Origin of the sequence: Glutamicibacter sp. FR1 (assembly GCF_047300825.1) — a bacterium.
Classification (GTDB): Bacteria; Actinomycetota; Actinomycetes; order Actinomycetales; family Micrococcaceae; genus Glutamicibacter; species Glutamicibacter nicotianae.
Genome location: NZ_CP178602.1, coordinates 134,026 through 160,637, shown reverse-complemented (window position 1 = coordinate 160,637; position 26,612 = coordinate 134,026). Strand labels below are relative to the sequence as shown.

The following is a 26,612-nucleotide window of genomic DNA, read 5'->3' as shown; positions in this document are numbered from 1 at the left end:
GCTACCGCGCGTTTGCGTGGCTGGCCGCATAGTCCTGCGCACTGAGCTGCCCCAGGCGCGAACGGCGCCGTCCGTAGCCCAGGTAGAGCGCCACGCCGACGATCATCCAGATGATGAACACCAGCCAGGTGTGCCAGCCCAGCTGGCTCATCAGGAACAGGCAGGCGAAGATGCCCAGGATCGGGGTGACCGGATACAGCGGCAGCTTGAACGTCCGCGGGGCCTGCGGCTGCTTGCGGCGCAGATAGATCACCGAGGCGCCGACCAGCGCGAAGGCGAACAGCGTGCCGATGCTGGTGGCGTCGGCCAGCGCGCCCAGCGGGATGAACCCGGCGGTGATCGCCACCAGGATGCCGGTGATCCAGGTGCCGGCGACCGGGGTGCCGGTGCGGTTCGACACCTTGCCGAACACCGGCGGCACCAGCCCGTCGCGCGACATGGCCAGCAGGATGCGGGTCTGCCCGTAGAGCACGGTCAGCACCACCGAGGCGATGGCCAGCACGGCGGCCACGGCGAAGGCCAGCACGAAGATCGGCTGGCCGGTCAGGTCGCCGACGATCTGCACCAGCGGCGCCTGGGCACCTTCGAACCAGTTCCATTCGCGCGCGCCGATCGCCGAAACTGCCACCAGCACGTAGGTGATGGTCACGATCAGCATCGAGAGCATGATGGCCCAGGGCAGATCGCGCTTCGGGTTCTTCGCTTCCTCGCCGGCTGTCGAGGCGGCGTCGAAGCCGATATAGGAGAAGAACACGCTCGATGCCGCCGCGGTCACGCCGGCCGCGCCCATCGGCAGCAGCGGCTCGAAGTTGCCCGCGTTGAAGGCGCTGAAGGCGACGACCGAGAAGAAGATCAGGATGCCTGCCTTGATGGCCACGACGATCGAGTTCACGATGGCCGATTCGCGCGCCCCGCGCACCAGCAGCACGGTGGCCAGCACGACGACGATCAGCGCCGGCAGGTTCACCACCCCGCCCTCGGCCGGGCCGCCGGCCAGCGCCGCAGGCAGCTCCATGCCGAAGGCGCGCAGCGTCTCGTTCACGTACTGGCCCGCGCCGACGGCCACCGCGGCCACGGACACGGCGTATTCGAGCACCAGGCACCAGCCGCAGATCCAGGCGATGCCCTCGCCCATGGTCGCATAAGAATAGGAGTAGCTGGAGCCGGATACCGGGACCATGCCGGCCATTTCGGCGTAGGACATCGCCGAAAGCAGCGCGGTGATGCCGGCGATCACGAACGAGATCCAGATGGCCGGACCGGCGATCGGCACGGTATCGCCAAGGATCACCAGGATTCCGGTGCCCATGGTGGCGCCGACGCTGATCATGGTCAGCTGCCACATGCCCAGGGTGCGGCGCAGTTGGCCTGCTCCTGCATTGGTTTCTGCCTCGGCGATCATATTCGTGATCGACTTGCGGCGGCGCAGCTGCGCGCCCAGCATAGTCGCCGGGCCGGCGCTCACGGATGGTTTGCGATTCATCGCGGATCCTCAATGGGGTGGTCTTGCCGCCTCGCCCCGGCCTTGGATGCGGACGGACGCTGCGCGTGGAAGTTCTGAACTGGAATATCATGTCACGGACGGATCGGGCCCAGCTTTTCCAGAATCCACCAATTTCTCGCCAATTGCCGCCCCTTCTTGGGGTTTAACTGAATTCGCGATCTAGACGGAACGCGTGCACTGAGATGGAATTCATTATCTGGAGTGCATAATTATGCACGAATCGCCGCACGCCACCAGCTCCGCAGGCACCCCAACCCTCCCTGTGTACATCGAAAACCACCCAGGTTTTCCATAGAACTAGAAGACACATTCGAATAAGAGAAGTATAATTAGAACATGTCCGAAGCAAAGGCGCACGGAAACGGCCAGACCCCACTAGCACCCCCAGATGCCTTCGACCTGCATCTGGAGCAGTTGAACGACGACCTCGTCCAGCTAGAAGAACACGGCACCAAAGCCGAATGCGCCCACGCCATCGAAGGCCTCGAAGCACTAGCCTCCTATATCCGCTACCGGCAGGCCTGCCTCTCTCACCAGATCGAGAAGGACTTCGTGCGCGACCACGAGGAACGCGGCGTCCACATGGATGACCAGACCCGTGGCGCCGCCGCCTGCGTCGCCCTGGCCCGCAAGCAATCCCCGCACGGCATGCGCAACTACCTGGTCAACTGCCGCATCCTCTTCGAAGACACCCCTCACCTGGCCGCCGCCTGCTCCCGCGGAGAATTCACCGAAGCGCAAGCCCAAGCCATCCTGACCCCGCTCCAGGACCTCAGAGCCCAGCGCCGCACCGAATTCGACGAGTACTACGCCCAGAACCCCGACATGTTCGACTCCATGGGCACCCGCCAAATCACTCAAACCGTGCGCAAGTTCGTCCTTGCCTACACCTCTGATCAGGAATCCATCAAGCAGAAAACCGTCGAAGAAGACCGCAACCTCACCCTGGAAATCGACCAGCAACGCGGCTGCATCAAGATCCGCGGCGAATACCCCCTGCTGCCCGGCATGTGCCTCAAGCGCTACCTGGACGAGGAATCCAAGACCTTGCGCAAGAAAGGCGACCCGCGCACCCGCACCCAGATCCGCGCCGACCTGCTCTTCAGCTACATGATGATCGGCGAACCCTCCAAAATGCCCGTCGCCCTGAACATCGGGGTGATCATGACCGACCGCGCCCTGTTCGCCGGCGAACGCGAACCAGCGCTATTGGAAGGCTACGGCTACATCCCTGCCCAGAGCGTGCGTGAATGGATCGGCGGGCACCAGATCCCCAATGACCTGACCTTCGAGCAGATGGAAGCGAAAGTCACCCGCGAAAACATCGAGCAAATCGAAGTGCGCACCGAACTCGCCCGCTTCTACACCGCGCCGGGCGACCAGGAACTCATTTCCATGGACTCCAAGGCGCGGCTTTTCCCGGAGAAGCTCAAGAAGTTCATCGCAGTACGCGACCGGCACTGCCGAACCCCGTTCTGCGACGGCACCGTGGAAGAAATAGACCACGTCAAGCAATATGCCCGCGGCGGCAAAACCACCGTGTCCAACGGCGATGGCCGCTGCGCGGCCTGCAACAAGGCCAAGCAAGCCGCCGGATGGTACGAGTACACCACCTACGGCAACGGGCACAGCATCACGATTTGCCCCGGCTCGGCCATGTCCTACAAATCCACCGCACCACCAGCCACCGGGTACGCGCACAAGCCATTCCCGCAACTGATGCGCGACGGCACCTGGCTGCAAAAACTCAAAGAACGGCTGAGGCCGCCTGATGACCCCGAATGTATTGCCGCCTGATAGGCGGCAAGCAACTACTGCGCACTCTCTTGGCTCGCAATCCGGTTGAAGCCGCTGGCTTCGGGCAGCAGGATATGGCGAAGCCGCCTGGAAGTTGCCTCCCAGGCGGCTTGGTTCCGGGCTCTACTTGCCGGCGGCTTCTGCCAGCAGTTCAACGATGTGCCGGTATTCCTTGCCAGTCGCCCGGGTCATGCCCAGTTCGCAGGTGCGGTTGCATGAAGCGTGTTCCTGCGCATCCAGTTCACGGACCTCAGCTGCCTCGCGAGCGGTAGCCGACTCGGTCAGCTCTGGATGCAGCATGCCGCGGTCGCCGGCATAACCGCAACAGCCCCAGTTCACCGGCGTATTCACGGTATCTGCCACAGCCTCGGCAATCTTCTGCATATCCGGGTTCAGGCCCATCTGCGTGGACGAGCAGGTCGGGTGCAAGGTGACCGAGGCGATCTTCTGCAGCTCTGGCAACTTGTCCAGCAGGTGCTGCGAAGTGAATGCCAGCAGGTCAACCACGTCATAGCCATGCTCGGCCAGGGTATGCGCAAAGCCTTCGGTGCAGCTGGAGGCGTCCGAGATGATGGGCAGATTCTTGCCAGGCATGGCGGCGCGGACTTCTTCCAGCACGCGCTGGCCCATGATTTCATGGCCCTGCGCGTAGCCCTTGGAAGTCCATGGGGTGCCGCAGCAGGTGGATTCGATGCCCTCGGGGACATAAACCGAGACTCCGGCGGCGTGCAGCAGCCGGGTGAACGACGATGCAACACCTTCACCGTCGCCGGCCGGGCCGAACATCGAGTTCACGCAGGCAGGCAGGTAGATGGCCAGCGGCTCAGTGCCCGCGGCCCCCAGGTTCCCGGCCATCGGCTTGCGAGCCTTGCCGCCGGCAGGCAGTTCAGCGTCGTAGCGCGGCATGACGTCGGTGCTGACCACCTTGCGGGCAACATCGGTAACGCCGCGGACCAGCGTCGTCGGGAACTTGTCGGCGACGCTCAGGGCCAGCGAACCAGCCCGGGTGGCCCCGCCCCAGCCCTTGGCCGCGGCCTTGAAGCCGGCTTCCAGCACAGGGTGCGCGTCTTCGCGGCGCAGGCGCTTGACCAGCAGGCCGGTGTTGATGCCGACCGGGCAGGCGGTGACGCACATGCCGTCCACGGCGCAGGTCTGGACGCCGTTGTACTCGTAGTCGCGCTCAAGCTCGGCAGCCAGCTCAGTGTTGCCCTCGGCTTCGGCCTTGGCGATGGCGCGGCGCACGACGATACGCTGGCGCGGGGTCAAGGTCAGGTCCTTGGACGGGCAGACCGGCTCGCAGTAGCCGCATTCCACGCAATGGTCGGCCTCGACCTCGATGGTCTCGTTGAGCTTGATATTGCGGATGTGCGCGGCATGGTCCTCGTCGATGATCACACCGGGGTTCATCATCAGGCGCGGATCGCAGGCTGCCTTGAGTTCCAGGTGCACCTCGTAGAGCTCATCGCCGTACTGCGCGCGGACGAATGGCGCCATGGCGCGACCGGTACCGTGCTCCGCCTTGAGGTTGCCGTCCTTATCCAGGATCAGCTGGACCATCTTGTCGTTGAAGGAGTTGTAGCGGTTCAGCGCCGTATCGCCTTCGAAGCGGTCGGTCAGCATGAAGTGGATGTTGCCATCCTTGGCGTGGCCGAAGATCACCGAATCCTCGTAGCCGTACTCGGTGAACAGCTCCTGCAGGCTGCCGCAGGTTTCAGCCAAGGTCTCGACCGGGACGACGACGTCTTCGAGCAGCGCGGTGGTACCGGTGGCGCGGGCGCCGGCCACCGATGCGTACAGGCCCTTGCGGAACTTCCAGGCGGCCTGGCGGTTCTTGGCATCCGGGGAAAGGAGCGCCGGGGCGCGCAATGCGGAGGCATCGAGCAGCGACTGGCCGGCTGAGCGCAGCCCTGCCAGCTCCGCTTCTGAGTCCGCATGGTATTCGACCAGCAAGGCGGCCTGCTGGTCGACCTCGAAGCCCATGATGGCATCGGGCACGCCGGGCAGCGACTGGCCCACGCGCAGCGAGGTGGAGTCCATCAGCTCCAGCGTAGCTGCGCCGGAATCCACGAGTTCGGGCAGTGCGCGGGTGGCCAGATCCAGGTTGTCGAAGACCGCCAGGGTGGCGATGGCCAGCTTGCGGATCGGCACGGTGCGGAACACCGCCTCCGCGACGAAGGCCAGGGTGCCCTCGGACCCGATGATCAGGTGGGCCAGCAGCTCGGCCGGGGTGTCGTAGTCCAGGAAGGCGTTAATGCCGTAGCCCATGGTGTTTTTCAGCCCGAAGTGCTTCTGAATCTTGGCAACCGATGCAGGGTTGCTGCGCACGCGCTTGACCAGCTTGTCCAGAGTGGCGACCAGCTGCGGCTCGGCGGCGGCCAGCTTGCGGTCGGCCTCGGGATCCGCGGTATCGATCATGGTGCCCGAAGGCAGGACGAACGTCATGGATTCCAGGGTGCGGTAGGTGTTGAGCTCTGTTCCGCAGGCCATGCCCGAGGAGTTGTTCGCGATCACGCCGCCGATGGTGCAGGCTGCCTCGCTGGCCGGATCCGGCCCGAGCTTGCTGCCATAGACGGCCAGACGCGCGTTGACCTGGCGGACGGTGGCGCCGGGCTGCACGCGCACGCGCGCTCCGTTATCGAGCACGGTAATGCCGCGGAAGTTGCGGCGCACGTCGATCATCAGGCCGTCGCCGCTGGCCTGTCCGGCCAATGAGGTGCCGCCGGAGCGCAGGGTGACCGGCTGGTTGTTCCGCGCGGCCGCCGCAAGCAGCGCGGAGACTTCCGCAGCGTCCTTGGCCAGCACGACAGCTTGCGGGGTGTACAGGTAGTGCGAGGCATCCGAGGCATAGGCGACGCGATCGATGGAACGGGTCTTGACGCGGTCCTGGTCGCCGACCAAGTTGAGGATTCCGGATGAAACCGTCGTTTCTCCGAGTGCTGGCGTGCTCAATGCCATGGTGCGCTCCTGTGCAGTTGGCAAGCGGCGCTTGCCGAATACGAAAATTGTCTTACAAGTACACATTTCATAGTAGTACCATTCATGGGATACTTGTTAGGCATATTTTCCGCGGCTCGAAAGGACCCTTGTGGCAGCCCGTTTAGGTGTCGTTTCCGTAGTCCAGGCGGTCATCCGGTCCCTGCGCGCCCGTATTTTCAGCGGCGAACTGGCACCCGGCACCCCGCTGGCCGAGATCGATGTCGCCGCGCAATACGAAGTTGCCCGTCCAACCGCCAAGGCCGCACTGGAGAACCTTGTCGCAAGCGGCCTGCTGACCCGCAATGTGCACCAGACCGCAAGGGTCACGCTGCTCTCCGCGCGCGATGCGCTCGATATCTACCGCACCCGCGCCATCATCGAAGCAGAGGCCGTGCGCCTGCTGGCCGCCCAACGCGAAGTCCCATCCGAGGCGCATGAAGCCAATGCGGAAATCACCGAACTGGTCGGCGCCTCGCCGATCGACATTATCGATCCCGACATCCGCTTCCATTCCGCTCTGGTCCAGGCGCTCGGCTCGCGGCGCACCAGCGCAATCTACGCGCAGCTGACCGACGAGATCCGCCTGTGCATGACCCACGTGCAGGATGCCACGCTGCTGTCCACCAAAGACATTGCCGCCGAGCACGCACGGCTGCTGCAGCTAATCTCCCAAGGCCAGGCGGCCGCCGCGGCGAAGGTGCTGGAAGAACACCTGCACACCGCCAGCAACAAGCTGGCCGAGCATTTGGAGAGCCTGTAGGCATGGGACTGTTCGGCCGGAAGCCGCAGTTCAGCTTCGATCAGATCGACTCGCTCATGTCGCGGATCCCTGATCTGCAATTGGGCGCAGTGAAGTTCTCGGCCCACACGCTCGCAGCCGGATGGAGGAAGACCACTCCCAAACCGGGCATCGACCTGACTACGTGCGGGCTGACCGGCTGGCTGGAACTTGAAGAAACCCTGCGCTTCACCGAGGGCACGCTGTCGGTGCATGAAACCTGGAACGGCTCGCCCGCACTGCTCTTCATCTCCACCCCGGCGAGCGCTCCGGCGGATTCCGCGGCAGGCGAGGCGCTGGCTGGCGTCCCCGAAGGCCATGCGGGCATTCTGCATCCCGGCGAGGACGGAAATCTGCAGCTTCTTGCCACCTTGGATCCGGTGCAGCTGGAACAGCTCGACCGGTGGATGCGCACCTTTCCGAGGCTGTAACACCCCGCCTGCCCTGCAAGGACGCTTCGCGCTGAATACCGCAACCTGACGCGGGAATCCTGCGGATGGCCCCATCCGCTTCCACCAATATCAGCACAGTCATTCGACGCACATTCACGCATACCCCCACCCCTATTTTTGACATACCCCCTGGGGTATGTCCTATGGTTAATTCAACACCCCACAGAAAGGATGCACCATGCTTCTGGAACGCTTCTACGACGAAGACCTGGCACAGGCCAGCTACTTCATCGGCTGCCAAGCCAAGGGCGAAGCAATCGTCATCGATGCCCGCCGCGACATCTCCGGGTACCTGGCGCTGGCCGCCAAGCACGGGATGCGCATTGTTGCGGTGACCGAAACGCACATCCACGCCGACTACCTCTCCGGCACCCGCGAACTGGCCGCCGCCACCGGAGCGGCCACCTACGTCTCGGGCGAGGGCGGCGCCGACTGGCAGTATGGCTTCGAGGCCGAACGCCTGATGGACAAGGACACCATCGCCCTGGGAAACATCACCGTGACCGCGCGCCACACCCCGGGCCACACCCCGGAGCACCTCTCGTTCCTCATCACCGACGGCGCCTTCAGCGACCAGCCCGGCTACATGCTCTCCGGCGACTTCATCTTCGCCGGCGACCTGGGCCGCCCGGACCTGCTGGACGAGGCGGCCGGCGGCGTGGACACCCGCTTCGCCGGGGCCAAGCAGCTCTTCGCCTCGCTGAAGAACGTCTTCCTGCAGCTGCCTGACCACATCCAGGTCTACCCGGGCCACGGTTCGGGCAGCGCCTGCGGCAAGGCGCTGGGCGCCGTGCCCTCCACCACCGTGGGCTACGAACGCAACTTCGCCTGGTGGGGCAGCTACCTGGCGAGCAACGACGAGGCAGGCTTCATCGCCGAGCTGCTCGACGGCCAGCCCGACGCCCACGCCTACTTCGCCCGCATGAAGCGCCAGAACCGCGATGGCGCCAAGGTGCTCGGCCCCCTGCCCGAGCTCGTCGAGTTCACGGCGGAGCAGATCATCGAGCAGACTGCCTCGAATGACGCGGTCTTCGTCGACACCCGCGGACACCTGGCAGTGGCCGAGGGCACCGTCGCCGGCGCGCTGGCCATCCCCGCCATCGCCAAGATGGCGAACTTCGGAGCTTGGGCCTTCGACCCGGAAGCCGATGACCGCCAGCTGATCCTGTTCGCCGAGGACCTCCAAGCCGCGCAGCAGATGCGCGATCACCTGATGCGCGTGGGCATCGACGCGGTGTCCGGCTACGCGACCAGCCTCGAGGGGCTGCCGGCCTTCACCCCGCCAAGCGTGGCCCCGGCCGAGCTGGAGCACTTCGAGCACGCACTGCTGCTGGATGTGCGCAACCGCAGCGAGTTCGCTGCCGGCGCCATCCCGAACGCCAAGCACATCTCGGGCGGGCGCGCCCTGTGGTCCCTCGACGAACTGCCGGCCGACGGAAAGATCGTCACCTACTGCCAGAGCGGACTGCGCAACTCGATCGTCGCCAGCGCCCTGCGCGATGCCGGCTACGACGTAATCGAGCTGGCCGGAAGCTATGCCGGCTGGACCGCCGCCATGGCCAAGACCAACGCCTGACCCATCCCGAACCCCAAGGAAGCACCCGAAATATGAGCACCCCCATCAACGTCATGGACCCCGCGACCCTGAAGAACCTGCTGGCCGCCGAGGATTCGGCCGTCGCAGTCCTGGATGTGCGCACCCCCGCGGAATTCGAATCCGTGCACATCCCCGGCTCGTACAACCTGCCGCTGGACCTGGTAGCGGAACACGCCCACGACGTGACCCGCAAGCTGGCCAAGCAGATCGTGCTGGTCTGCCAGTCCGGCACCCGCGCAGGGCAGGCGCAGCAGAAGCTGGCCGACCTCCAGATCGAATCCGGCAGCGTGCTGGATGGCGGCATCTCCGCCTGGGAGAAGTCCGGCGGCGAGGTGGTGCGCGGCACCCAGCGCTGGGCCATGGACCGCCAGGTTCGCATGACCGCAGGCTCGCTGGTGCTGCTGGGCTTCATCGGCTCCAAGCTGGCCAGCCCCAAGCTCGGCTACTTGTCCGCGGGCATCGGAGCGGGCCTGGTCTACTCCGCGGCCAGCAACTCCTGCGCCATGGCCAGCGTGCTGTCCAAGATGCCGTGGAACAAGGCAAGCACCAATGGCAAGGCCACCCCGCTGGCGCAGATCCCCAATGCCGGGCAGCAGCTGAACCCGCACGGCAAGTAGGCGCGGGCAGTGGAACCATTTTTGATACTGGTCCTGGCCCTGTCAGTCGTCGTCGGCCTTGCCCTGGGCCTACTCGGTGGCGGCGGTTCCATCCTGATGGTTCCACTGCTCACTTATGTGGCGGGCATGGAAGCCAAAGAGGCCATCACCACGTCGCTGTTCGTGGTGGGCGCGACCTCGCTGGCCAGCCTGCTGCCGCATGCGCGGGCCCGCAATGTCCGCTGGGCCGCAGGCCTGGTCTTCGCCGCTTCGAGCATGAGCGGCGCGCTGCTCGGCGGCCTGGCCAGCGCCGCCATTCCCGGTGGCGTTCTGATGGCGGCCTTCGCCATCATCATGATGGCCAGCGCACGGAACATGATCCGCGGACGGAAGAAGGACAACGATGCCGCGGCCAAGGGGCGGTCGCTGCTGCTGTACATTCCCGTCGGACTGGCAGTCGGCATGGTTACCGGATTGGTGGGGGCCGGCGGCGGATTCCTCATCGTTCCGGCCCTGGTGCTGCTGGCAGGGGTGCAGATGAAGCACGCGGTCGGCACGTCCTTGCTGGTCATCTCGCTGAATTCGGCCTCCGGAATGCTGGGGCACCTGAATTCCACTTCGGTCAACTGGCCGTTGGCGCTGTCCATTACCGCGGCGGCGATCATCGGCTCGCTGGTCGGGGCACGGCTGACCGCCCGGGTTCCGGAGCAGAAGCTGCGCCGGGGATTCGGCTATTTCGTCCTGGCCATGGGCATCTTCGTCCTGTCCCAGGAACTGCCGAATCCGGCAGGACTCGTCCTTGCCAGTGCCGCCACGGTCGTCGCCGTTGCCTGGGTGCTGTGCACCAAGGTCCCGGCAGTGGCCGCCATCTGTCCCTGGCGCAAAGCCCACGCTGGCCCGGCCCCGACTGCGGGCTAGCTCGCATCTACCCATAGGAATACCCATGAAACCGCTAGAATTGACCGAGACGAACTTCGCTGAAACCGTCAAGTCCTCCCAGATGCTGCTGGTCGACTTCTGGGCAGCCTGGTGCGGCCCGTGCCGCAACTTCGCGCCCGTCTTCGACACCGCGGCCGGCCTGCACGAGGACGTGGTCTTCGGCAAGGTCAACACCGAGACGCAGCAGGACTTGGCGGCCGCCGCCCAGATCACTTCCATCCCGACGCTGATGGCATTCAAGGACGGCGTGCTGGTTTACTCCCAGCCCGGCGCACTGGATTCCCGAGGCCTGGAAGAATTGGTCGTCTCGCTGAAGAACTTGGACATGGACGCCGTGCACGCCGAACTGGCCGCCGCTCAGACGTCCGAGCCATAACCCCGGGGTCCGCCCCACGGTCTTTTCGAAATGGAGCACATCATGCGCAATGCGGATGAAGCCACACGCAAGCGAATCCTGAACCGCCTGAAGCGGGCCCGCGGCCAGCTTGATGCTGTCATCAACTCGGTGGAGGGCGACGGCAAATGCCGCGATGTGGTGACCCAGCTTTCCGCCGTATCCACCGCGCTGGACCGCGCAGGATTCGCCATCGTTTCCTCGGCCATGCAGCACTGCCTGGTTGATCCGGAGCAGACCGCCGAAGCCGAAGACGGCTTGACCATCGAGGAGCTGGAAAAGCTCTTCCTTTCACTTTCATAGATCTACGGCTATCACGCCAGAAAAGGAGGCACCCGATGTGCCGACAGGTTTCCTGCAAGAAATGCGGCAAGACCACATGGGCCGGGTGCGGCCAGCACGTTGATTCGGTCATGCGCGGCGTTCCCGCCCGCGACCGCTGCCAGGGCCACGATAACGAGCCGAAAACCGGCTTCTTCAGCCGCCTGTTCGGCCGCTAGAACCTGCCTTCGCCCCCGCCCATCCACCACAGATGCCTGCGCGGGGGCCGCAGCAGCTCGCGTTGTTCACACAATGGTCCCGATAAGCCAACCATTGTGGCAACGATGAGCCGTGGCAGTTGCCTGCCCGTTCAGGATACCCAGGCGACATAGACAGGTCGCAGTTACCCTGCGCCAGCGTTCTTTGGAATAATCCGAGGTAATGACCATGCGCGTGCTGCAGATCGGATGCTCCGCGGGTCAGCGAGGCATCCGGCACCGCGCTCCGGCTGACCCCAAAGGAATCCCATCATCATGACCTCTAAAATCCGTATTGGCATTGCCGGCTACGGCAACCTCGGCCGCGGCATGCAGGCCGCGATCGCGAAGAACCCGGACATGGAGCTGGTCGGCGTCTAGACCCGACGCGACCCGCAGGACCTGCAGCTGGCCAGCCCGGCGCCGCGTTTCGCCATCACCGAGCTTCAGCAGCACACCGACCAGATCGACGTGCTCATCCTGTGTGGCGGTTCGAAGTCGGACCTGCCGGAGCAGGGCCCGAAGTACGCGGCGCTGTACAACACGGTGGACAGCTTCGACACCCACGCGCGCATCCCCGAGTACTTCGAAACCGTGGACGCCCCGGCGAAGGCCGCCGGCAAGACCACGCTGATTTCCGCGGGATGGGATCCCGGCATGTTCTCGATCAACCGCGTGTACGGCGAGGCGCTGCTGCCCGACGGGGAGACCTACACCTTCTGGGGCCGGGGCCTGAGCCAGGGCCATTCGGATGCTGTGCGCCGCGTGCCGGGTGTCGCCGCCGGCGTGCAGTACACGATCCCCAGCCAGGAAGCGATCGACCGCGTGCGGGACGGCGAGCGCCCGACCCTGGGCACCCGAGAAAAGCACCAGCGCGAATGCTTCGTGGTGCTCGCGGACGGTGCGGATGCCGAGGCGGTGCGCGAAGCGATCGTCACCATGGAGCACTACTTCGACCAGTACGACACCACGGTTGAATTCATCGACCAGCAGACCCTGGCGGCCGAGCATTCGGCGATGCCGCACGGCGGGTTCGTGATCCGCTCGGGCAACACCAGCGATGCGCAGAAGCAGGTCATCGAGTACTCGCTGGCGCTGGGTTCGAACCCCGAGTTCACTTTCAGCGTGCTGGTGGCCTACGCCCGCGCCGTGCACCGCATGAACCAGGCCGGGATCACCGGCGCGCAGACCGTCTACGATGTGGCCCCGGGGCTGCTCTCGCCGAAGTCGGCGGCCCAGCTGCGCGCGGAACTGCTCTAGGAAGCGGCCAGCGGGTCCTTCTCCCAGGACTCCACCGGTCCCGGGACCTGCACGAACAGCGGATGCAGGGCCAGCTGGCCGGCTGGTTCCAGGCGGGCGATGCGCGCAGGATCCCGGACGGTCAGCTTGCGCAGCAGGTGTTCGCGCTCGAAGCGCACCTGCCCGCCGGTGACCGGGATCTTCTGCAGCTGCGCGGGTGCTGCCGGATGCAGGATCTTGGAGGCGTCGAAGCTATAGCCCCGGGCATCGGCCTCGTCTAGCAGGCCCTGAAGATAGCCGCCCAGATGCACCAGCGGAGCGGGCTGCGCCTTGAACCGCAGCAGCTGCGGGTGCTCCGTGTACCCCTTGGTCTGGCCGGCCAGCGTCTTCTGCGCCAGCAGGGTTTCACGCCAGCAGGCGACGAGCCCTTTGGGGTCGAGCAATGAAGGGTGCAGGGACCAGAGGCGCATGGGCCCAGACTAGTGCCAGTGCTAGCCGGCAGGGAACTCGATGATCTCGCTTCGGATCAAGAAGCGCTTGCCTTCAGGGGCCTCCACGGAGAAGCCGGAGCCGCGCCCGTTGACCACGTCGACGGTCAGCTTGGTGTGCTTCCAGTATTCGAACTGCTCCTTGGACATCCAGAACTCGATCTCGCCCAAAGCGGCACCCTCGGCATCGTCCAGGGCGAGCACGCCGAGCAGGATGTCCGATCCGCCTGTGCGGAATTCGCCGGCCGGATAGCACATCGGCGAGGACCCGTCGCAGCAGCCTCCGGACTGGTGGAACATCAGTTGGCCATGGATCCCCCACAGCTTGCGCAGCAGTTGAAGGGCGCCGGAGGTGAAAGCCACCCGGGAGAAATCCTCTCCCTCGATGGCGGCGCGCGTTTCGGTGACGGTGCTCATGGCCTGTTCCTGTTCATGGTGGGCCGCTGCGCGCGGCCCGGCAGGAAGCTCCCGCCGGGCCGCGCACCGGGCTATGCAGTGTAGTCGATGACGACGCGCCCGTCGATCTTGGCGTGGCGCATCTCGTCGAAGACCGCGTTGATGTCTTCCAGTGGACGGGTGTGGAAGGTCGGCTTGATCTTGCCGGCCGCATAGAAGTCCAGCGCCTCGATCATGTCCTGGCGTGTGCCGACGATCGAGCCGCGGATGGTCAGGCCCTTGAGGACGATGTCGAAGATCGGGGCAGGGAAGTCGCCGGCGGGAAGGCCGTTGAACACGATCGTTCCCCCGCGCCGGGTCACGCCAATGGCCTGCCCGAACGCTGCCGGGTGCACGGCGGTGACCAGCACCCCGTGGGTCCCGCCGACCTTCTCCTGGATGATCTCGGCCGGGTCCTGCGCGAACGCGTTCACCGTCAGCTCGGCCCCATGCTTGGTGGCCAGCGCGAGCTTGTCGTCGGCCACGTCGATGGCGACCACGCGCATGCCCATGGCCACCGCATACTGCACCGCGATGTGCCCCAGCCCGCCGATGCCGGAGATCGCGACCCACTGGCCCGGGCGCACCCCGGTCATCTTCAACCCCTTGTAGACGGTCACCCCTGCGCAGAGCACCGGGGCGATCTCGTGCGGGTCGGAGCCCTCGGGAATGCGGGCGGCGAATTTCGCGTCCACCAGCATGTACTGGCCGAAGGAGCCGTCCATCGAGTAGCCGCCGTTGGACTGGGATTCGCACAGCGTCTCCCAGCCGGTACGGCAGTATTCGCAGCTGCCGCAGGCGCTGGCCAGCCAGGCGTTGCCGACAACATCGCCCTCTTCGACCTCGGTGACGCCTTCGCCGACGGCGACTACGGTGCCCACGCCCTCGTGCCCGGGGACCAGCGGAAGCTTCGGCTTGACCGGCCAGTCGCCCTCTGCGGCGTGCAGGTCGGTGTGGCAGACGCCGGAGGCGATGAGCTTGACCAGGGCCTGGCCCGGTCCGGGCTGCGGGATCGGGATCTCGCCTACCTTCAGGTCATCGCTGAAGTTCTCGACTATTGCGGCTTTCATGGTACTCATGTACGTTGTCCTTTGCATAGCTTCAAAGGCGCGCGACACCCTTGCGGGTCCGGGAAATGAGGCCAATCGTGCCCCGGACGCGGTCCTGGGCGGACCGCGCGCCTTTGAAGTTCATGGGATGGATCTCCGAACCGGGCGGTTCGGGTGGGATGGTGCTTCCCCGGCTTAGAAGAAGCCGAGCTTGTCCTCCGAGTAGGAGACCAGCAGGTTCTTGGTTTGCTGGTAGTGGTCCAGCATCATCAGGTGGTTTTCCCGTCCGATGCCCGAGGACTTGTATCCGCCGAAGGCGGAGTGCGCCGGGTAGGCGTGGTACTGGTTGACCCACACGCGGCCTGCCTGGATGGCTCGGCCGGCGCGGTAGGCCACGTTGCCGTTGCGGCTCCACACGCCCGAACCCAGTCCGTACAGGGTGTCGTTGGCGATGGAGATCGCGTCGTCGTAGTCCTTGAACTTGGTCACCGCGACCACCGGACCGAAGATCTCCTCTTGGAAGATGCGCATGTCATTGGTGCCCTCGAAGATGGTCGGCTGCACGTAGAAGCCGCCGGACAGTTCCCCGCCCAGATCCGCGCGGCCGCCGCCAAGCAGCACCTTGGCACCCTCGGCTTTGCCGATGTCCATGTAGGACAGGATCTTCTCCAGCTGGTCATTAGAGGCCTGGGCACCCATCATGGTCTCGGTATCCAGCGGGTGGCCCTGCTTGATGGCCTTGGTACGGGCCACGACATCTCCAATGAACTTCTCGTAGATGCTTTCCTGGATCAGTGCACGCGATGGGCAGGTGCAGACCTCGCCTTGGTTCAGCGCGAACAGGGTGAAACCTTCCTGCGCCTTGTCGTAGAAGGCGTCGTCCTTGGAGGCAATGTCCTCGAAGAAGATGTTCGGGGACTTGCCGCCCAGTTCCAGGGTGACCGGGATCAGGTTTTCCGACGCGTACTGCATGATCAGCCGGCCGGTAGTGGTTTCGCCGGTGAAGGCGATCTTGCGGATGCGCTTGTTGGAGGCCAGTGGCTTGCCCGCTTCCACGCCGAAGCCATTGACCACGTTCAGCACGCCGGCTGGCAGCAGGTCGCCGATCAGTTCCATGAGAACCAGGATGGAGACCGGGGTCTGCTCGGCGGGCTTGAGCACGATCGCATTGCCGGCAGCCAGGGCCGGGGCGAGCTTCCACACGGCCATGAGCAGCGGGAAGTTCCACGGGATGATCTGCCCGACCACGCCCAGCGGCTCGTGGTAGTGGTACGCGGTGGTGTCCTCGTCGAGCTGGGAGAGGCTGCCTTCCTGGGCGCGGATTGCTCCGGCGAAGTAGCGGAAGTGGTCAACTGCCAGCGGCAGGTCGGCGTTCAGGCACTCGCGGATGGCCTTGCCGTTGTCCCAGGTTTCGGCCACGGCCATCATTTCGAGGTTCTCCTCGATGCGGTCCGCGATCTTGTTCAGGATGACAGCGCGTTCGGCAGGACTGGTCTTGCCCCAGGCCGGTGCCGCCGCATGCGCCGCGTCCAGCGCGACTTCGACATCTTCTGCGGTGGATCGGGCCACCTCGCAGAAGACCTTGCCGGTGACTGGGGTGATGTTCTCGAAGTACATGCCCTTGACCGGGGCCACCCATTCGCCGCCGATGTAGTTCTCGTAGCGTGGCTTGAAATCTACCAGCGCCCCATCGGTATTCGGATTTGCGTAAACCGCCATTGCTCCACGTCTCCTTCATCGGATGTCCTGGCCGCGATTGCCTCATCGCGGAACCTTGAATGTGACTCTAGTCACTCAAAGGTTGCAGGAAGGTTGCAGCGTTCGGAGCCGGCGGGCAGAGCCTCAGCCGGACTGGCGAGCCGGCGCTGCCGGCTGCAGTTCGCGCTCGGCGCCAGCCTTCTCGCGCCGCCCGGTCCGCGCCGCTCCGATGCCTGCGGCGATCACCAGCACAAGCCCGGCCAGGGCCGCCATACTGGGCACCTGGTGCAGGAAGACCACGCCGACGGTGGCGGCGATTGCCGGTTCCAGGCACATCAGGGTGCCGAAAGCCGAGGCGGCCAGGCGGCGCAGGGCCAGCAGCTCCAGGCAGAAGGGCACGACGGGAAGCAGCAGGGCCAAGCCCAGGCCGATGGCCAGCACCGGCAGATCCAGCCGCCCCAGTACCCCTGGTCCAACCACCAGCGTGGCGGCCAGGGCCGCGACTGGCATCGATACCGACAGGGCACCGACCCCGTCCACCGCATCTCCGGCGCGCTGGGTCAGCAGCACATATGCCGCCCAGCAGACGGCCCCGCCCAGGGCATAGAGCACGCCGACCAGGTCGGCCGATCCGTTCCAGGGTTCGGTCAGGCCCAGCATCCCGGCCGCCGCGGCCAAGGCCCACCAGCGCCCGGCACCCCTCCCCTGGACCAGCGCCACGGCCAGCGGCCCGGTGAATTCCAGGGCGCTGGCGGTGCCCAGCGGGATCGTCTCGACGGCACGCATGAAGGAGAGCGTCATGCCTGCGGTAGCCAGCCCCAGCAGCGCGCACATCACCAGCGTGGAGCGGCTGAAGCGCAGCCGCCAGGGCCGGGCGAAGGCCACGAGGATCACCGCGGCCCAGGCCAGCCGCAGCCAAGCCACGCCGTCGGAGCCCAGGGTTGTGGCCAGGCCGATGGAGGCAGCCAGCCCGAGCTGGACGCAGCTCATCGAGGCCACGGCCATCAGCGATCCGGCACCAGCTGAATTCACGGCGTGCACGGGGGTTGAAGTCATGGATCCAGTAGAGACCACCCGGGCCATCCATGTCCACGCGAGAATTATCGACATATCATTCAGGATTCATGGACAATGTTTTCCATGGAAACCCGCCGCCTGCAATACCTGTACGAGCTGTCCCGCACCGGTTCGATGCGGGCGGTGGCCGACGTGCTGGGAACCACCACCTCAACGGTCTCCCAGCAAATCGCACAGCTCTCCCGGGAGGTCGGAGTCAAGCTGCTGGCACCCGACGGCCGCGGGGTGCGGCTGACGCCAGCCGGCCGCCGGCTCTCCGAGCATGCCCGCGGCATCCTCGGTGCCGTGGATGCCGCCCGGCTGGATCTGGATCCCGAGGCTGCGCCGTCGGGCACGGTGCGGGTTGCGGGTTTCGCCACGGCCATCCGCACCACCTTGATGCCGATCATCCAGCAACTGGCCAGCGACCACCCGGCGGTGCAGATCGTGGTGCTTGAGCTGGAACCCGCCGAGGCGCTCCAACGGCTGGCCGCCGACGATATCGACCTGGCCCTGACCTACGACTACAACCTGGCCCCGGACACGATCGGCCCGGAAGTCGACACCCTTCAGCTGTGGAGCACCCCCTGGGGACTGGGTGTTCCCGCGGCCGATGCAGCGCGCCTGGGCGCGGGAGCGCTGGCGGAAGCGGCTGGCGTGCTGGCAGCCTTCCGGGAACGGGATTGGATCGGCAACTCGCGCAATATCGCCGACGAGACGGTGCTTCGCCTGCTGTCTTCGATGACCGGCTTCAGCCCGCGGGTGCGCCACCACGCCGACAGCCTCGACCTGGTCGAGGACCTGGTCCTCGCCGGGATGGGGGTAGGGCTGCTGCCCGAGAACCGGCCGGCACGCGAAGGGCTGTCGATCCTGCCGCTGCACCGGCCAGATTTGCGGCTGCGGGCCTTCGCCCGGACCCGTGCCGGACGCAGCGCATGGCCGGCACTGGCCCTGGTGCTGCAGAAGATGCGCGAACTGCGATAATCCGGGAGCTCAGGATTCGAGTTCCTGGACCTCGGCAACTATCAACGAGCGCGCCGGCGACTGCGCAGGAAGCTCGCGCAGGGCTGCCCGCAACAGGTCCGAGTCGGCCAGCTGGCGGCCCAGGTTCAGCAGCTGCCGGGCGGTGCCGCGGTCCAACGCCATTTCGCGCAGCGCCGCTTCCATCCGGTGCAGCAGCGCCACGATGCCAGGTGCTTGGGAGCGGGCCAGCAGTCCCGGCGAGTGCAACGGCAGGGCGGCTTCGAGGTCGCCGGCTTCCAGTGCTTGCCTGAGGCGGCCGAAGGTCGTCTGCAGGTCCCATTGCAGGCGGTAGGGGCGCGAGGTCAGGTTGCGGCCCGGGGAACCCGCAAGCACCTTGCGCAGCCTGACGATTTCGGCGCGGACGGTGCCTTCGGCCGCGGCATCCGGGCGCTCAAACAGCTCCTCGACCAGCTGCGCGGTGCTCAGGCCTTCGCGATAATGCGCAAGCAGCGTCAGGATCTCCGCATGGCGCAGGGATACGGGCGTCGAGCCGAGGTGGGCTCCGTCGGAGCGCCCCAGGTCCAGGTAGTCGGGATCGGCCACGACGCCGGCGCCGGGCAAGAGCAGCTGCGTTTCCGCGGCCATGACCGCCGCTTGCAGCAGCGGCAGCGAGTGCGTGGCGATGGCCTCCGGGCCGCCGGTCAGGTCTATTGCGCCAATCACCTGCCCCGTGCGCGGATCGCGAATCGGCACCGCGGAGCAGCTGAAGCGGTGGGCCTGCTCGTAGAGGTGCTCAGCACCGGAAACCTGCGAGCCGGCGCCCGTTGCCAGCGCCATCCCCGGCGCGGACGTGCCCACGCTCTTCTCGGCCCAGTCGGCACCCGCCATGAAGCCCACGCCTTCGGCTTGGCTCATGGCGCCATTTCCACCCGCTACCCACAGCAAGGTTCCGCCGGCGTCGGCAAGGGCCACCAGGAGATTGGCGTCCATGGCGGACGGGACCAGGAGCTTCTCGAAAACTGGCCAGATCCGCTGGAGTTCGCTGCGTTCGCGTGCCAGACGCAGATGGTCATCGCTAAGTACTGACGGGACGCGCAGGTCAGCGGAACTTTCCAAAGATCGCTTCCAGGAATCCCGTACATCCTGACGCAATGGGAGGTCGGCAACGCCGGCTCCGCTGGAGCCCAAAAGCTCATGGGCATGCTGAGCGCGACGCGATGCGCCAGGCCAATCAATGGCAAACCCACTCATGCAATTTCCTCGCTAGCAAGGCTCGATTTCCGCAGTTCCCACAAGCGTAGGCGACGGGCGGGCCTTTGAGAAGAGCCTGTCCTGCCGGGGCAAGGATTGATAGTAGATAATTCACCTGAATCGCTGCTAGAAAATAGGTGAAATATCTACTGAAAATTATTTCCCTTCCTTTTTGACCCTCACCGTCCACGCCGAATTCCCGGTCAGCGTAGCCCGGCTCTGGGACGCCTACCTCGACCCGCGCCAGATTGAGAAGTTCTGGGGACCGGTAGAGTACCCGGCCACCTTCACTCGCCACGACGCCGCCCCCGGAGGCTACTCGAACTACCACAAAACCTCGCCCGAAGGCGAACAGTACCACGGATACTGGCACTGGCAGGAAGTGGTCGACCAGAAATTCTTCGAGGTCATCGACGGTTTCGCGAACAACGACGGCACCTCGAACACTGAGTTTCCCAACTCGCGGCTGGTCTTCACCTTCGACCCGCTGCCCGAAGGCACGAAGCTCACGGTCACCGGAACGTACGCTTCGGCGGCGGACCTGGAACAGGTCGTCGCAATGGGAATGATCGACGGCACCCGTTCGACCATGAGCCAGATCGAGCAGGTGCTCATCGACCTGCGCGACTACGCGCAGACCTTCGCCACCGCGGCCGAAATTGTTTCCGACACGCAAGTTCGCGTCAGCCGTCTGGTTCGCGGCACCCGCCAGCAGGTCTGGGACGCCCACCACGATCCGGAACTGGTCAAGCGCTGGCAATACGGTCCCGATGGCTGGAAGATGACCAAATGCGAATTGGCCTCCGGCGTCGGCGAGAGCTACCTGCTGTGGTGGGTCCCTGACGATGGCGGCAAGGGGTTCGGATTCAGCGGAACGATCCTCGAACGCGTTGAGGGCCACTACGAAGCGAGCACCGAGCTGCTCGAAGGTGGAGAGGAAATGCTCGGTTCCGGCGTGCCCGGATCCGTCAACCTGCTGACGTTCACCAGCACCACCGGCGGCACATTGGTGATCACCTTGATCACCTACCGCGACAAGGCCGCTCGCGACGCGATGCTCGCCACCGGAATGGCCGATGGCATGGAAGCCAGCTACGCCCGGCTGGAATCGATTCTCTAAGCGATTCGCCCCACATCCGGCGCCTTGGCGCGCGCATATATGAAAGACTTAGACCCATGAGTTCTCAGAATGCGCGCGCAGGCCTGGATAAGCAGGCCGAACAGGTCCAGGACATGTTTGACAAGCTGGCTCCTCGCTACGACTTGCTCAATACCTTGATGACCGGCGGCATCGTGAACTACTGGCGCAAGATCACCACCGAGGCGATCGCGCCGAAGCCCGGCGAGCGCATTCTCGACCTGGCTGCAGGTACCGGGACTTCCTCGGTCCCGCTGGCCGAAGCAGGCGCAAAGGTGACCGCCTGCGACATGTCCAACGGCATGCTCGCCGAGGGCCGCAAGCGCTACCCGCAGCTGGACTTCGTGTACGGCGACGCCCATGAGCTTCCTTTCGAAGACGACACCTTCGACGCGGTGACCATTTCCTACGGCCTGCGCAATATCGACGACACCGAGAAGGCCCTGTCGGAAATGCGCCGCGTGACCAAGCCCGGCGGCCGCATCGTCGTCGCCGAGTTCTCCACCCCGACCGTCACCCCGATCAAGGTGGCCTACCAGCAGTTCCTGCCACGCGTCATCCCTGCGCTGGGCTACCTGGTGTCGCCTAACCCTTCCGCCTATGCCTACTTGGCTGAATCCATTGCCGCCTGGCCAGACCAGGAAAAGCTGGGCACCAAGTTCGTCAACGTCGGCTGGAAGAACGTGGAATACCGGAACCTGACCGGGGGCATCGTCGCCGTTCACCGCGCCTGGAAGTAGGGCTTCCGCAGAATTTCTTCTTGGTCCGCATCCACCGGATGCGGGCCAAAAGACTTTAAGCGGACCTGCTTCGAACCCGGGCGGTGTTATTTTGCCCGCTCAGCTGGCATGCTTGAGTCCGTGAGCCAGACCTCGACCGAATCGCGGCATTGCGCGATGAGCTGGAAGCTGGTGCCTGCCGCCTTGCTCTCGGCTTCCGCAGCGCTGCTCTTCGGCGCCGGCAACGGCCCTGCGGGCTACGGCTTGCTGGCGCTGAGCCTGCTGTGCGCAGCTCTCATCGACCGCAGGCTCGCCCAGCATCTTTCGCTGATCGCGGCAGGTCTGGTGCTCATCAGCCTGGTTCCGCTCAACGCCGATCTGAGCTTGGGCCACATGGCGCAGATGGGCACGGCGCTGGCAGCGGCGGTCCTGCTGCCCTGGCTGATCTCGCGCTTCGCTTGGCGCGAGCAAATCATCAAGTTCCCAGTGAACACCGGTCGCAAGTGGCCTTTGGCGGCGAAACTGTATCTGCTGGGCGTGGTGGCGCTGGGCTTCCTCATCTTGCCGGTGTACCTGATCAGCACCGGCGTCTACCAGAACTGGCCAGACGCCTCGGACCCAGCCATCTTCTGGCGGCTCTTCATCGGAGTCAATTCGGTGGGCATCTGGGACGAGCTGTTCTTCATCTGCACGGCATTCGCCTTGCTGCGCCAGCACTTTCCCGACTGGCAGGCCAATATCCTGCAAGCGGTGATCTTCTCCTCTTTCCTGTGGGAGATCGGCTACCAATCCTGGGGCCCGTTGCTGACCTTCCCCTTCGCCCTGCTGCAGGGCTATACCTTCAAGCTGACGAAGTCCTTGTCCTATGTCGTGAGTGTGCACCTGATCTTCGACCTGGTCCTGTTCCTCGCGCTGGTCCACGCGCATAACCGGGACTGGCTCCCGGTCTTCTTGTATTGAACGGTCAACTCCAGTTTTCCTCCCGGCTGCACGCGTTGGCATGGATACCTGCTAAGCCAGCCAATGACCCCGCACCGATTCTGATCGGTGCACCTTGTTCATTTCGGCTTCCGGCTTAGGTATCCTTATTCCGGCTCCCCTGCGACCGTGAGCCGAACCACGAGCGGATCGCCGCGATGCACGATCCATAGGAAACTTCTACCTGCCAATAGGCGCCCAGGACCACTAAGGGCGGTTCAGCTATGAGTGACTTCGACGAAAAGGGATTCCACTACGCGCCGCTGCACGGCGAGTACGAGTCTGGAACTTTCCCTGTGCTGCCGCATAAGATGGCTAGCAATCTGAAGGCAATGTCGATTGCAGCGGTCTGCGACATGGATGAGACCCTGACGGACAATTTGAGGCCAAGCATCAGCGTGAAAATCACGCAGTGCATTTTGATGAGCGATGGGTCGATGATCAGTTTGGATCTGGCTCGTGGTTTCACAGCCATATCCCATGGGCCCGGACCTGCCAGGTGGAGGCGGTCGTCAGATGAGCTGATTGCTGAGATTCTCGATTTGGTGCGGGTCGACGACCCGGAAAACCCCGGTGAGCATCCGTGGGACGAAATTGCCGCTGCGGCCCAAAGCCGCGGCATCGAGATCGACGCTGCGCAGTTGAAGCAGTTGCCGTACCAGGTCCTGCTCAGCGACAAAGTGATCCGGACATTTGAGATCTAGGACTTCCCGAACGGCTCCCGACCTTCTGGTGCTGAGGGGTTAATTCCTGTTCTCCGCCCTGCTACACTCTTTGGCATGGATACCTACTAAGCCAGCCAATGACCCTGCACCGATTCTGTACGGTGCAACTTGTTCATTTCGGCTACCGGCTTCGGTATCCTTTTCTTTCCGGCCCCTCTTCGAGGTTGAGCCATTTCTGTGATCCCCCAAGTCGGCAGCCCCTTCGCATTAGCGGGAGGAACCTGCATGCCTTTGACACCACCCATTACCCTGAACCATCTCAGCTTCGCCTGGCCCTCGGGAGAAATCGCCCTGGCCAACTTGGACGGCACTTTTCCCTCCGGACGGACCGGGCTGATCGGCGCCAATGGCAGCGGCAAATCGACGTTGCTGAAACTGATCGCCGGGCAGCTGCACCCAACCAGCGGAACGGCGGAATCGAGCGCACCGCTGAGCTACCTTCCGCAAACGCTGGCTTTGGAACAGGACGCTACTGTCGCCGAGCTGCTCGGGATACAGCGGATCCTGGCTGCCTTGGAAGCCATCGAGTCCGGCAGTGTGGACCCCGCGCATTTCGATGCAGTGGGCGCCAACTGGGATGTGGAAGCCCGGGTTCGCGCCGAACTGGAGCCGCTGGGTTTCAGCGGCCTGGATCTGGGCCGGAAGGCATCCACGCTATCGGGCGGCGAAGCGATGCTGCTGGCAGTGACCGGGCTGCGCATCGCCGATTCACCCATCACCTTGCTCGACGAGCCGACGAATAACCTCGATCGTCCCACCCGCGAATTGCTCTACGAGCTGGTCCGCACCTGGAAGGGCACGCTGGTCGTGGTGAGCCACGATATCGAGCTGCTCGAATTCATGGAGCACACGGTGGAGCTCTACGACGGGAAGCTCAGCGTTTACGGAGGCCCCTACAGCGCATACCGAGAGCAGCTGGAAACCGAGCAGCTGGCAGCCGAGCAAGCCGCCAGAACCGCCCAGGCCTCCCTGAAGGTGGAAAAGCGCCAGCGCGTCGAAGCGGAAACCAAGTTGGCCCGTGCCAAGCGCAAGGGGCGGGCCACCCAGCTTTCCGGGGGCATGCCGAAGATCCTGGCAAACCATCTTCGCCAGAAATCCGAGGCAAACGGCGGGAAGATGCGATCCCACCTGGATGGCAAGGTCGAGTCCGCCCAGGCACGGCTCGACGAAGCAGATCAGCGGGTACGCCAGGTCGAGCACATCAACATCGAGTTGCCCGATCCGAAGCTGCCCGCGGGCAAGCAGGTTGCCGTGCTGGGTTCAGCGCAAGACCAGTTCATTATCCAGGGAGCCGAACGCGTAGGACTTGTCGGACCCAACGGTTCGGGGAAAACCACGCTGCTCAGGCAGATGCTCGCAGGCGTTGTTCCGGGCAGCGGTCTGGGCGGAAAGCTCTTCGTGGACCGGGTCGGGTATCTGCCGCAGCGCCTGGAGGGCCTGGACGGCCAGCTGAGCGCCATGGAGAATGTGGCGTCGGTGGCGCCAGCGGCCACGGCGAACGATGTGCGCCAGATGCTTGCCCGGCTGCTGCTTCGCGGAGCCAGTGCCGACCGCCCCTTGTCGGCGCTTTCCGGCGGCGAGCGATTCAGGGTCTACCTGGCGACGCTGCTGCTGGCCGAACCTACGCCGCAGCTGCTGGTCCTCGACGAGCCCACGAATAATCTGGATGTGGACAGCGTGCGCCAGCTCAGCGAGGCACTGGGCGCCTACAAAGGTGCGTTGCTGGTGGTCAGCCACGATCAGCATTTCCTGTCGCAGCTGGATCTGGACTATTTGCTGGAAACCGGTCCCGGGGGAACCTTGGCGAAGTCCTATCCGAATCCGGTTTGATAACCCCACGGCGGTGTGCTGCCGGTTTAGACTTGTTCAAAGCACACCGCCGAGGACCCCGAAAGCAAGTTGAACATGTCCTACCCCCAGCGCACCGTCGAAGTCGTCAACACCGGCCTCGTGATCGACCAGTCCGCGACCCTGCTCTGGCAGGACATCAAACGCGCCTTCATCTATGAAACGGGATCCGGTCAGGAAGCACTTACCTGCGCAGAATTCATGCTGGTTGAGGGATACAGCGTGGAAATCAATAGCCAGATGCCCGGCTGGGACGTGGCCATTGAGCACCTGCCGCGGCGCATTGAGAACCTGGTCGACGAACGCTAGCAACCAATAGGAGCACCCATGGCTACGATCGTTCTTTTCCATCACGTCCAGGGCCTGACCCCTGGAGTGCAGCAGATGGCCGCAGAATTGCGCGCGGCCGGCCACACGGTGCACCCGGTGGACCTGTTCGCGGGCAAGCTTCCCAAGGACGTGGAAGCCGGCATCCAGCTGGCCAACAAGGTCGGCGAGGACAAGATCCAGCAGCGCGTGGACAAGCTGTTCAAGAACCTGCCCGAAGAGCTGGTATACATCGGCACCTCGTGGGGCGCCGCGCTGGCCCAGCAATGCGCGCAGCAACGACCCGGCGCCGTCGCCGCGGTCCTGCTGGAATCCTTTGTGGACTTGGAAGCCCAGTGGAGTTTCGGGCCGTGGCCGGAAGGCGTGCCGGTGCAGATCCACGGCATGGACCAGGATCCGTTCTTCGCGAAGGAAGGCGATCTGGAAGCGGCGCAGCGCTTCGCCAGCAACGAGGGCGAAGGGCTCGCCGAGCTGTTCACCTATCCCGGCGACAAGCACCTGTTCACCGACAGTTCCCTTCCGTCCCACGACCCGCAGGTCCGCGCACTGGTGATGGAGCGCATTAAGAAGTTCCTGGCCGACGTCTGAGGACGCCCGCCGGCCGAGGACCTGGAACTGCTGCTGCAGCTATTTTCCCAGCGCAGTGAAGAAGCCGATGATCGCCGCAGAAACCGCAGCAGGCTGCTCGTCCACGACGAAATGCCCTGCGTGATCGATCGTCGCCAGGTTCACGTCAGTACCGTAACGGGTGGTGTCGGAGAAAATCCGCTGCGTGATAGCCGGCGGGAAACCGGCGTCATCGGCGCCGAAGACGAACAGCGTGGGCATGGCCAGCCGGTCCGCGCGGTACTTTCCGCTGATGATCCTTCCCAGCCCGTGCAGGGCCATCCGGCGGCACAGCAGTTCGGTCGCTCGGGCGTTGGCTTCGCAGCGCATCACCGAGGCATACTGCTCGAATACGTCGGGGTCCAGCGGTTTCACCCTGAAGACCGGTGAGAAGAAGTGGCGGGTCATCCGTCCAGAACGCATGAGCCATGGGCCCAGGCCGGGTGTCGAGAGTGCTTCCTAGTGCCATAGGTGCCGCATGCCGGGCACCATGCCCAGCTGGAAGCGCATCTGCAGCGGAGGCACGGCGATCATGACCTGG

Annotated in this window: 26 protein-coding genes and 1 pseudogene; 18 read left to right on the top strand and 9 right to left on the bottom strand. The window is 64.7% G+C overall.

Going from position 1 to position 26,612, the window contains the following annotated elements; translation table 11 throughout:
- Position 1: 1 nt before the first annotated feature.
- Positions 2-1,483 carry an amino acid permease gene (locus ACLQ8T_RS00810; protein WP_413455380.1) on the bottom strand — a complete coding sequence of 494 codons (1,482 nt, stop codon included), beginning with the start codon at positions 1,481-1,483 and terminating at the stop codon, positions 2-4.
- Between the two features lie 357 nt (positions 1,484-1,840).
- Between ACLQ8T_RS00810 and ACLQ8T_RS00805 the strand changes: the two genes are divergently transcribed.
- On the top strand, positions 1,841-3,301 hold the full coding sequence (locus ACLQ8T_RS00805; protein ID WP_413455379.1) for an HNH endonuclease: 1,461 nt from the start codon (positions 1,841-1,843) through the stop codon (positions 3,299-3,301).
- A gap of 123 nt (positions 3,302-3,424) precedes the next feature.
- On the opposite strand, the gene ACLQ8T_RS00800 is transcribed toward ACLQ8T_RS00805, so the two are convergent.
- The gene (locus ACLQ8T_RS00800; RefSeq protein WP_413455378.1) at positions 3,425-6,256 is read right to left on the bottom strand and encodes an FAD-binding and (Fe-S)-binding domain-containing protein; all 2,832 of its coding nucleotides are present in this window, start codon (positions 6,254-6,256) and stop codon (positions 3,425-3,427) included.
- 130 nt (positions 6,257-6,386) lie between these two features.
- Between ACLQ8T_RS00800 and ACLQ8T_RS00795 the strand changes: the two genes are divergently transcribed.
- From ACLQ8T_RS00795 to ACLQ8T_RS00755, 9 genes and pseudogenes are all read left to right on the top strand, one after another.
- Positions 6,387-7,037 carry an FCD domain-containing protein gene (locus tag ACLQ8T_RS00795; RefSeq protein ID WP_204719960.1) on the top strand — a complete coding sequence of 217 codons (651 nt, stop codon included), beginning with the start codon at positions 6,387-6,389 and terminating at the stop codon, positions 7,035-7,037.
- Between the two features lie 2 nt (positions 7,038-7,039).
- Positions 7,040-7,486, top strand: coding sequence for a hypothetical protein (locus ACLQ8T_RS00790; RefSeq protein WP_204719958.1), 447 nt, complete (start codon positions 7,040-7,042; stop codon positions 7,484-7,486).
- Between the two features lie 199 nt (positions 7,487-7,685).
- Positions 7,686-9,083, top strand: a complete 1,398-nt coding sequence (locus ACLQ8T_RS00785; protein WP_204719956.1) for an MBL fold metallo-hydrolase — start codon at positions 7,686-7,688, stop codon at positions 9,081-9,083.
- A gap of 32 nt (positions 9,084-9,115) precedes the next feature.
- Positions 9,116-9,721 (top strand): rhodanese-like domain-containing protein, encoded by a 606-nt coding sequence (locus ACLQ8T_RS00780; RefSeq protein WP_413455377.1) that lies wholly within the window; start codon positions 9,116-9,118, stop codon positions 9,719-9,721.
- A 9-nt stretch (positions 9,722-9,730) separates the two neighbouring features.
- A complete protein-coding gene (locus ACLQ8T_RS00775; protein ID WP_204719952.1) occupies positions 9,731-10,618 on the top strand; it encodes a TSUP family transporter in 888 nt (295 codons plus the stop codon).
- Positions 10,619-10,643: 25 nt separating this feature from the next.
- A complete protein-coding gene (gene trxA / locus ACLQ8T_RS00770; protein WP_038993623.1) occupies positions 10,644-11,015 on the top strand; it encodes a thioredoxin in 372 nt (123 codons plus the stop codon).
- Positions 11,016-11,057: 42 nt separating this feature from the next.
- Complete coding sequence (locus ACLQ8T_RS00765; RefSeq protein WP_038993621.1) at positions 11,058-11,336, top strand: metal-sensitive transcriptional regulator; 279 nt, start codon at positions 11,058-11,060, stop codon at positions 11,334-11,336.
- Positions 11,337-11,371: 35 nt separating this feature from the next.
- On the top strand, positions 11,372-11,533 hold the full coding sequence (locus ACLQ8T_RS00760) for a hypothetical protein (RefSeq protein ID WP_204719950.1): 162 nt from the start codon (positions 11,372-11,374) through the stop codon (positions 11,531-11,533).
- A 294-nt stretch (positions 11,534-11,827) separates the two neighbouring features.
- Positions 11,828-12,811 (top strand): annotated as a pseudogene (locus tag ACLQ8T_RS00755) (diaminopimelate dehydrogenase).
- On the opposite strand, the gene ACLQ8T_RS00750 reads toward ACLQ8T_RS00755, so the two are convergent.
- The 5 genes from ACLQ8T_RS00750 to ACLQ8T_RS00730 all read right to left on the bottom strand — a co-directional run bounded on the left by ACLQ8T_RS00750 (position 12,808) and on the right by ACLQ8T_RS00730 (position 17,516).
- Positions 12,808-13,260, bottom strand: coding sequence for a pyrimidine dimer DNA glycosylase/endonuclease V (locus tag ACLQ8T_RS00750; protein ID WP_204719948.1), 453 nt, complete (start codon positions 13,258-13,260; stop codon positions 12,808-12,810). The pseudogene ACLQ8T_RS00755 and the gene ACLQ8T_RS00750 sit on opposite strands and share 4 nt — an antisense overlap.
- A 21-nt stretch (positions 13,261-13,281) precedes the next feature.
- A complete protein-coding gene (locus tag ACLQ8T_RS00745) occupies positions 13,282-13,695 on the bottom strand; it encodes a DUF779 domain-containing protein (RefSeq protein ID WP_413455376.1) in 414 nt (137 codons plus the stop codon).
- A 71-nt stretch (positions 13,696-13,766) separates the two neighbouring features.
- A complete protein-coding gene (gene adhP / locus ACLQ8T_RS00740; RefSeq protein WP_204719945.1) occupies positions 13,767-14,792 on the bottom strand; it encodes an alcohol dehydrogenase AdhP in 1,026 nt (341 codons plus the stop codon).
- Positions 14,793-14,957: 165 nt separating this feature from the next.
- Positions 14,958-16,481, bottom strand: a complete 1,524-nt coding sequence (adh, locus tag ACLQ8T_RS00735; RefSeq protein WP_204719943.1) for an aldehyde dehydrogenase — start codon at positions 16,479-16,481, stop codon at positions 14,958-14,960.
- 123 nt (positions 16,482-16,604) lie between these two features.
- On the bottom strand, positions 16,605-17,516 hold the full coding sequence (locus tag ACLQ8T_RS00730; RefSeq protein ID WP_239543138.1) for an EamA family transporter: 912 nt from the start codon (positions 17,514-17,516) through the stop codon (positions 16,605-16,607).
- Positions 17,517-17,591: 75 nt separating this feature from the next.
- Between ACLQ8T_RS00730 and ACLQ8T_RS00725 the strand changes: the two genes are divergently transcribed.
- Entirely contained in the window at positions 17,592-18,500 is a 909-nt protein-coding gene (locus tag ACLQ8T_RS00725) for a LysR family transcriptional regulator (RefSeq protein WP_204719941.1), read from the top strand.
- Positions 18,501-18,509: 9 nt separating this feature from the next.
- Here ACLQ8T_RS00725 and ACLQ8T_RS00720 read toward each other — a convergent pair whose 3' ends face one another.
- On the bottom strand, positions 18,510-19,730 hold the full coding sequence (locus ACLQ8T_RS00720) for a GAF domain-containing protein (RefSeq protein WP_204719939.1): 1,221 nt from the start codon (positions 19,728-19,730) through the stop codon (positions 18,510-18,512).
- 172 nt (positions 19,731-19,902) lie between these two features.
- Between ACLQ8T_RS00720 and ACLQ8T_RS00715 the strand changes: the two genes are divergently transcribed.
- The 7 genes from ACLQ8T_RS00715 to ACLQ8T_RS00685 all read left to right on the top strand — a co-directional run bounded on the left by ACLQ8T_RS00715 (position 19,903) and on the right by ACLQ8T_RS00685 (position 26,053).
- Positions 19,903-20,850 carry an SRPBCC family protein gene (locus tag ACLQ8T_RS00715; RefSeq protein WP_413455375.1) on the top strand — a complete coding sequence of 316 codons (948 nt, stop codon included), beginning with the start codon at positions 19,903-19,905 and terminating at the stop codon, positions 20,848-20,850.
- Positions 20,851-20,906: 56 nt separating this feature from the next.
- Positions 20,907-21,608 (top strand): demethylmenaquinone methyltransferase, encoded by a 702-nt coding sequence (locus ACLQ8T_RS00710; protein WP_204719937.1) that lies wholly within the window; start codon positions 20,907-20,909, stop codon positions 21,606-21,608.
- A 156-nt stretch (positions 21,609-21,764) separates the two neighbouring features.
- Positions 21,765-22,547 carry a CPBP family intramembrane glutamic endopeptidase gene (locus ACLQ8T_RS00705; protein ID WP_204723189.1) on the top strand — a complete coding sequence of 261 codons (783 nt, stop codon included), beginning with the start codon at positions 21,765-21,767 and terminating at the stop codon, positions 22,545-22,547.
- 242 nt (positions 22,548-22,789) lie between these two features.
- A complete protein-coding gene (locus ACLQ8T_RS00700) occupies positions 22,790-23,269 on the top strand; it encodes a hypothetical protein (protein WP_413455374.1) in 480 nt (159 codons plus the stop codon).
- Positions 23,270-23,515: 246 nt separating this feature from the next.
- The gene (locus tag ACLQ8T_RS00695; RefSeq protein WP_413455373.1) at positions 23,516-25,120 is read left to right on the top strand and encodes an ABC-F family ATP-binding cassette domain-containing protein; all 1,605 of its coding nucleotides are present in this window, start codon (positions 23,516-23,518) and stop codon (positions 25,118-25,120) included.
- 75 nt (positions 25,121-25,195) lie between these two features.
- Complete coding sequence (locus ACLQ8T_RS00690) at positions 25,196-25,447, top strand: hypothetical protein (RefSeq protein ID WP_038993609.1); 252 nt, start codon at positions 25,196-25,198, stop codon at positions 25,445-25,447.
- An 18-nt stretch (positions 25,448-25,465) separates the two neighbouring features.
- Positions 25,466-26,053 (top strand): dienelactone hydrolase family protein, encoded by a 588-nt coding sequence (locus ACLQ8T_RS00685; RefSeq protein WP_413455372.1) that lies wholly within the window; start codon positions 25,466-25,468, stop codon positions 26,051-26,053.
- A 39-nt stretch (positions 26,054-26,092) separates the two neighbouring features.
- Here the strand turns inward: ACLQ8T_RS00685 and ACLQ8T_RS00680 are convergent, their stop codons facing one another.
- On the bottom strand, positions 26,093-26,494 hold the full coding sequence (locus ACLQ8T_RS00680; protein ID WP_413455371.1) for an alpha/beta fold hydrolase: 402 nt from the start codon (positions 26,492-26,494) through the stop codon (positions 26,093-26,095).
- Positions 26,495-26,612 lie beyond the last annotated feature (118 nt).